General features: G+C 66.9%; 7 protein-coding genes. 4 read left to right on the top strand and 3 right to left on the bottom strand.

Annotation, left to right across the window (positions count from 1 at the left end; all coding sequences use genetic code 11):
• Positions 1–1,277, bottom strand: a 1,277-nt coding sequence (glgB, locus tag H0W38_RS15490; protein WP_292455655.1) for a 1,4-alpha-glucan branching protein GlgB, incomplete at its 3' end; no start/stop codon positions are given.
• 285 nt (positions 1,278–1,562) lie between these two features.
• Between glgB and H0W38_RS15485 the strand changes: the two genes are divergently transcribed.
• From H0W38_RS15485 to H0W38_RS15475, 3 genes are all read left to right on the top strand, one after another.
• Positions 1,563–2,549: a tripartite tricarboxylate transporter substrate binding protein gene (locus H0W38_RS15485; protein ID WP_292455653.1), complete on the top strand. Its 987-nt coding sequence runs from the start codon at positions 1,563–1,565 to the stop codon at positions 2,547–2,549.
• Between the two features lies 1 nt (position 2,550).
• The gene (locus H0W38_RS15480; protein ID WP_292455651.1) at positions 2,551–2,943 is read left to right on the top strand and encodes a hypothetical protein; all 393 of its coding nucleotides are present in this window, start codon (positions 2,551–2,553) and stop codon (positions 2,941–2,943) included.
• A 70-nt stretch (positions 2,944–3,013) separates the two neighbouring features.
• Positions 3,014–3,526 (top strand): inorganic diphosphatase, encoded by a 513-nt coding sequence (locus H0W38_RS15475; protein ID WP_292455648.1) that lies wholly within the window; start codon positions 3,014–3,016, stop codon positions 3,524–3,526.
• 40 nt (positions 3,527–3,566) lie between these two features.
• Here H0W38_RS15475 and H0W38_RS15470 read toward each other — a convergent pair whose 3' ends face one another.
• Positions 3,567–4,346, bottom strand: a complete 780-nt coding sequence (locus H0W38_RS15470) for an aldolase (protein ID WP_292455646.1) — start codon at positions 4,344–4,346, stop codon at positions 3,567–3,569.
• Positions 4,347–4,380: 34 nt separating this feature from the next.
• Positions 4,381–5,367 (bottom strand): tripartite tricarboxylate transporter substrate binding protein, encoded by a 987-nt coding sequence (locus tag H0W38_RS15465; protein ID WP_292455643.1) that lies wholly within the window; start codon positions 5,365–5,367, stop codon positions 4,381–4,383.
• Positions 5,368–5,469: 102 nt separating this feature from the next.
• On the opposite strand from H0W38_RS15465, the gene H0W38_RS15460 reads away from it, so the two are divergent.
• The coding region (locus H0W38_RS15460) for a helix-turn-helix transcriptional regulator (RefSeq protein WP_292455640.1) at positions 5,470–5,704 on the top strand (235 nt) is incomplete at its 3' end.

Genomic DNA, 5,704 nt, shown 5'->3' with positions numbered 1-5,704 from the left:
TACACCACCTCGTCATGCGAGAGCGGCAGCACGAAGTTCTCGTTGAACGCATAGGCCAGCGAGAAGGTCAGCATGTGGTGGTGGTGGCGGCGGTGAATGGGTTCTTCCCGCATGTAGGCCAGCGTGTCGTGCATCCAGCCCATGTTCCACTTCATGCCGAAGCCCAGGCCGCCCATCGAGGTGGGCCGCGAGACCATCGGCCAGGCGGTCGATTCCTCGGCGATCGTCAGCGTGTCGGGATGGTCGCGATAGACCGCCTCGTTGAAGCGGCTCAGGAACTCGACCGCCTCCAGGTTCTCCCGGCCGCCGTGGCGGTTGGGAATCCACTCGCCTTCGCGGCGCCCGTAGTCGAGATAGAGCATCGACGCCACCGCATCGACGCGCAGGCCGTCGATGTGGTACTTGTCGAGCCAGAACAGCCCTGAAGACGCGAGAAAGCTGCGCACCTCGTTGCGGCCGTAGTTGAAGATGCTCGACTTCCACTCGGGGTGGAAGCCCTGGCGCGGATCGGCATGCTCGTACAGGTGCGTGCCGTCGAAGTACGACAGGCCGTGGCCGTCGGTCGGGAAGTGCGAGGGCACCCAGTCGAGGATCACGCCGATGCCGCGCCGGTGCAGGTGATCGACGAAGTACATGAAGTCCTGCGGCGTGCCGTAGCGTGCCGTCGGCGCGAAGTAGCCGGTGGTCTGGTAGCCCCAGGACCCGTAGAACGGATGCTCGGTGATCGGCATCAGCTCGACGTGCGTGAAGCCGAGCTCGCAAACGTAATCGGCCAGGGCGTGCGCCAGCTCGCGGTAGCCGAGGAATCGCCCCTCATGGCGGCGCCAGGACCCCGCATGCACCTCGTAGATGGACATCGGCGCGTCGAGCGCGTTCTTCGCGGCGCGCGTGGCCATCCACTGCGCGTCGCCCCAGTCGTAGTCGAGCGTCCAAGCGCGCGAGCCGGTGGCCGGCGGCTGCTCGGCGCAAAAGGCGAGCGGGTCGGCCTTGTCCGCAACGTACGCGCCGTCGGGCGAGACGATGCGGTACTTGTACGCATCGCCGTGTGCCACCCCGTCCACCCGGCCTTGCCAGATGCCCGAGCCGTCGGCGCGCGGCTGCAGTGGCTGCGCGCGCGCATCCCAGCCGTTCCACTCGCCGATCACCGACACGGTGCCGGCGTTCGGCGCCCAGACCCCGAAGCGGGCGCCGCCGTCGGTGAGGTGGCAGCCGAGCTGGTCGTGGAGGCGAGAGTGCGAGCCCTCGCGGAAAAGATAGACGTCGTGGTCGCTCGGCATATTGCTGGCCGCGAGGGCTCGTTTCGCAAACACCGTAGCACAGCGCTCGGGCACGGACAACCGCCCGCGCTGCGCGCATCGACCCCCGCATCTTTGGACATCGGCTTTCCGCCGGGCGTTGTTGGCGACCCCATCGACGCGGCCGAGCCGATGAAGGCTGCCGCATCCGCACGCAGTGGCGAGCGCGTCGTAGTCGAGGTGCTCCGTGTTTTCCTGGGCGCCGTCCGCGTGCGGGTCGCGCACACTGTGTCGGGCCGCTTGCTTCACATCCCAGGAAACCGTCCGATGAACCGACTCCGATCGCTCCTGCCCTTGCTCTCTTGCGCCGCAGCCGCGGTCGCGGCCCTGACACTGACCTCGCCCGCGCTCGCGCAGGACTGGCCCGAACGGGCGCCGATCCGGCTGGTCGCCGTGTTCCCGCCGGGTGGCTCGGTCGATCAGGTCGCGCGCATCCTGGCGCAGCCGCTGTCCAAGCAGCTCGGCCAGGACGTCATCGTCGAGAACCGCGGCGGCGCGTCGGGCTCGATCGGCACCGGTTCGGTGGCCACCGCGGCGCCCGACGGCTACACGTTCGCGGTGGTGTTCGACACGCACGGCGTCAACCCGAGCCTGAACCCGAACCTGCCGTTCAACACGGTCAAGGACCTGACCACCGTGTCGCTCCTGGGCACTGGCGCCATGGTGCTGACCACTCACGCCGACTCGCCCTACAAGAGCCTCGCCGACGTGTTGGCCGCAGCCAAGGGCGACAAGACCCTGAGCTACGGCAGCATCGGCTCGGGCAGCCTGGGCCACCTGGCGATCACGCTGATGAGCAAGAGCGGCGCGCCCGGCCTGGTGCACATCCCCTACCGCGGCGGCGGCCCGCTGATGAACGATGCGATCGCCGGCCATGTGCCGCTGGCCATCGGCTCGGTGTTCCTGTCCAAGCCGCACATCGACAGCAAGCGCTTGCGGGCCCTGGCCGTCACCACCAGCAAGCGCAGCGAGAATTTGCCCGACGTGCCCACGATCGCCGAAAGCGGCTTTGCCGGCTTCGAGGCGCCGGCCTGGTGGGCGGTGCTCGCTCCGGCGAAGACGCCGCAGAAGATCGTCAAGCGCATGAACGAGGAGATCAACAAGGCGCTGAAGCTGCCCGAGGTGGCGCAGAAGCTGGCGGCGCAGGGCATCTCGGTGCGCACCGGCACGCCGCAGCAGGCACAGAGCTTCGTCGAGAACCAGATCAGCATCTGGGCCAAGGTGGTCAAGGACAACGACATCAAGGCCGAGTGAGGTGTCCACGGGCGCTGCGTGGGCCTTGCTGACCGCAGCCGACCTGCGCGAACACGTGCGCCCGCCGGGAAGCGCACCGGCCGACTGCGACTGCGCTCGGTTGGTCTGCCCGGGCTGGGAGTCGGTGAGCAGTCCCGTGGGCGAGCCGCTGCTGGAGCGCCTGGGGTCGCTGCGAGCCGAAGGCGACGACGAGCCGACGCTGACCGAGCAGCACAGCGAGGGCAGCAGCTACTGGTCGCCGAACGCGCCGATCGCTACTGCGTTCTTCCCCTACAACCGTTGCGAGGTCTGGCTGTGCCGGCGCTGCGCACGCGGGTTCCTGCAATACACGGAGTACGGCGGCTATTACGTGGATCAACGGCTGCGCGAGATCGATCCTGGTCGGGTGGTCTGAGCAGCGGATCGGCCTGTCGCGTGCCGATGATCTATTCCCGCATCAGCGACACCGGAAGTAAGCTCGTCTGATGCGTGCGCCGACCGCCGTCCCAGCGCCCCTCGGTAACGCGTCTGCGTCGCCCTTCGAAGTCGAGGTCGTCATCGAGGTGCCGCGAAGCAGTTTCCTCAAGCGCGGCTCGAACGGCAGCATCGACTTCGTCTCTCCCCTGCCCTGCCCGTTCGACTACGGCGCCGTGCCGACCCACCTGGGGCTCGAGGGCGACCTGCTCGACGCACTGGTGCTCGGCCCGCGCCTGGCCTTCGGTACGCGCCTGCGCGTCAAGGCGTGGGGCGCCGTCAGCTTGATGGACCGCGGCATGTCGGACGACAAGCTGGTCTGCAGCGAGCAACCGCCGAGCGCGGCCGAACGCCGCAAGGTACTGCGCTTCTTCCACTTCTATGCGAAGTGCAAGGGGCTGCTCAATCTCTGGCGGCGACGGCCCGGGCGCAATGCCTGCGACGGCTGGTGCGAGGCGACCGAAGCGTTCGCCCGGGCCCGGCCGTTGACCGGTGAATGGACGGGCTCGCCGGTGCCCTACTGATCACGCTTTGCGCGCTCGGCCGCGCAAGGTCCAAGGCCGGCTAGCGCGCGCCTTGCGCAGCGTCCCTCTGCACGCGCCGAGCGTAGTAGGCAAACGTCGCCTGGGTACGGCGCGGCGTCATGATCCATTGCTGCGCTTCCGTGCCGAGTTCGGGCGCGATCGGTTGCAAGGTTCCAGCGGCCATCGCCAGCAACTGCAGCCGCGCGGCGCGTTCGAACATCACGCCGAGCACACAGGCCTCTTCGACGCTGCTGCCGGCCACCAGCAGACCGTGGTGCGCCAGAAGGATCGCCTTCTTGTCGCCGATGGCGTTCGCGATGATCTCGCCCTCTTCGTTGCCGACCGGAATGCCGGGCCACTTGCCGAGGAAAGCGCATTGCCCGTAGAGCACGCAGGTGTCCATGTGCGCGATCTCGAGCGGCACCTCCAGCATCGACAGCGCCGCGGCGTGCGGTGCGTGCGTGTGAACGATGCACTGCACATCCGGCCGCGCACGGTAGAGCCAGGCGTGGAACCGGTTGGCGGGGTTGGGCATGCCGTCGCCCTCGATCACCTCGAGATCCTCGTCCACGAGCAGCAGGTTGTCGGCACGGATTTCGTCGAAACCCAGACCCAGCCGCTGGGTCCAGAAGGCTCCTTCCTTCTCGGCTCGAGCGCTGATCTGGCCCGCCAGACCGGAGTCGTGCCCGAAGGCGAAAAGAATGCGGCACGTCTCGGCCACAGCGTCGCGCAAGGGCAGCGCGGTGCTTTCCAGATTCGCATTCATTCTCTCGATCGACCGATCGACGATCTGCGACTTGCTCATCTCCAGCGTGCTCATGGCGACTCCTGTTTCGTAGCGCTCGTCATCCGCGTCATTTCTTGGCTGCGGCCGCTGCCTTCATGAGCCGGCCCCATTTCTGGTGCTCTTCGGCCATCAGAGCGCGAAACTCTTCCGGCGTCGAGCCGGCCACATTGGTTCCCTGCTTGAACAGCATTTCCTGCAGCGCCGGATCGTCGAGCGCCTTCTTCGTGGCCTTGTTGAGCGTATCGACAATCGAGGCGGGCACGCCGGCCGGCGGGATCAACCCCGACACCGAGGCGGATTGAATGGCCGGGAAGCCCAGTTCGGCAGTGGTGGGCAATTCTTTCGCGGAACCATGCCGCTTCGGTGCCGCAATCGCGACCGCCTTGAGCTTGCCCGTCGCGACATGCGGCATGACCACGGGCAAGGCCTCGAAGGTCATGGAGACCTGGCCGCCCAGGACGCTGGTGACACTTTCCGCCCCGCTCTTGTACGGGACGTGCAGCAGCCGCGTATTCGTGGAGGCCTGCAGGATTTCGAGACCCTGATGCGGTGAGCTGCCGAACCCGGCCGTGCCGAAGGACAGGCCCTCGGGCTGCTTCTTTGCAAGCGCGATCAGCGCCGGCAGCGAGTCGGCCGCAACCGACGGGTTGAGCACGATGGCATGCGGCGTGGAAGCGACCGTCGAGATGTAGCTGAAGTCCTTGAAACTGTCGAACGGCACCTTGTCGTAGGTGTGAGGATTCACGGACACCAGGCCGATCGTGGTCAGCATCAGGGTGTAGCCGTCGGGCGCCGATCGTGTGAGTTGTTCGGCGGCAATGTTGCCGCCGGCGCCCGGCTTGTTCTCCACCACGACCTGCTGACCGAGTTCCTTGCCCAGCTGCTCGGCCGTAGCGCGCGCTACAAGGTCGGTAATGCCGCCAGCGCCGAAGGGCACGAGCATCCGTATGGGCTTGTCGGGATAGGCTTGCGCGGCGGCGCCGGCGCTCGCCACTGCGGCGCAGCCAAAGCCGATGATCTGCAGGATGGCGCGGCGTCGTACGAATCGGTTCATGATCGTCTGCTCCCGGTTGAGTCGCGATGAAAACACTGTTGTGTCCAGTATGACACACGTGTGTCCTTCTAGAATCGCAGGCTCTCAACGACCGCGAGCTCCATGGACGACGCATTCAGCAAGGGAGCGACCGCTCGAGCGGCCAAATCGGACGGTGCCTTTCGGAGCACCGCCGTCGACAACGTCGTCGAGTCGCTCGGCGCTCGGTTGTTGGCCCTGCGCACGCTCAACAGCCTGAGCCTGGAGGAAGTGGCCCGGCGCGCCGAGATCACCAAGAGTTATTTGTCGAAGGTCGAAAGGGGGTTGTCCGCACCCTCGCTGGCAACGGTGCTCAAAC

The sequence above is a fragment of the Methylibium sp. genome, from assembly GCF_013817365.1.
Lineage (GTDB): Bacteria > Pseudomonadota > Gammaproteobacteria > Burkholderiales > Burkholderiaceae_C > Methylibium.
The sequence above is the reverse complement of the archived record's forward strand: the minus strand, read 5'-3'. Positions and strand labels throughout refer to the sequence as shown.

Bases quoted from the DNA above. Each gene is read 5' to 3' on its own strand.
- H0W38_RS15485 (WP_292455653.1), top strand. From the start codon at position 1,563: ATGAACCGACTCCGATCGCTCCTGCCCTTGCTCTCTTGCGCCGCAGCC.
- H0W38_RS15475 (WP_292455648.1), top strand. From the start codon at position 3,014: ATGCGTGCGCCGACCGCCGTCCCAGCGCCCCTCGGTAACGCGTCTGCG.
- H0W38_RS15470 (WP_292455646.1), bottom strand. From the start codon at position 4,346: ATGAGCACGCTGGAGATGAGCAAGTCGCAGATCGTCGATCGGTCGATC.
- H0W38_RS15465 (WP_292455643.1), bottom strand. From the start codon at position 5,367: ATGAACCGATTCGTACGACGCCGCGCCATCCTGCAGATCATCGGCTTT.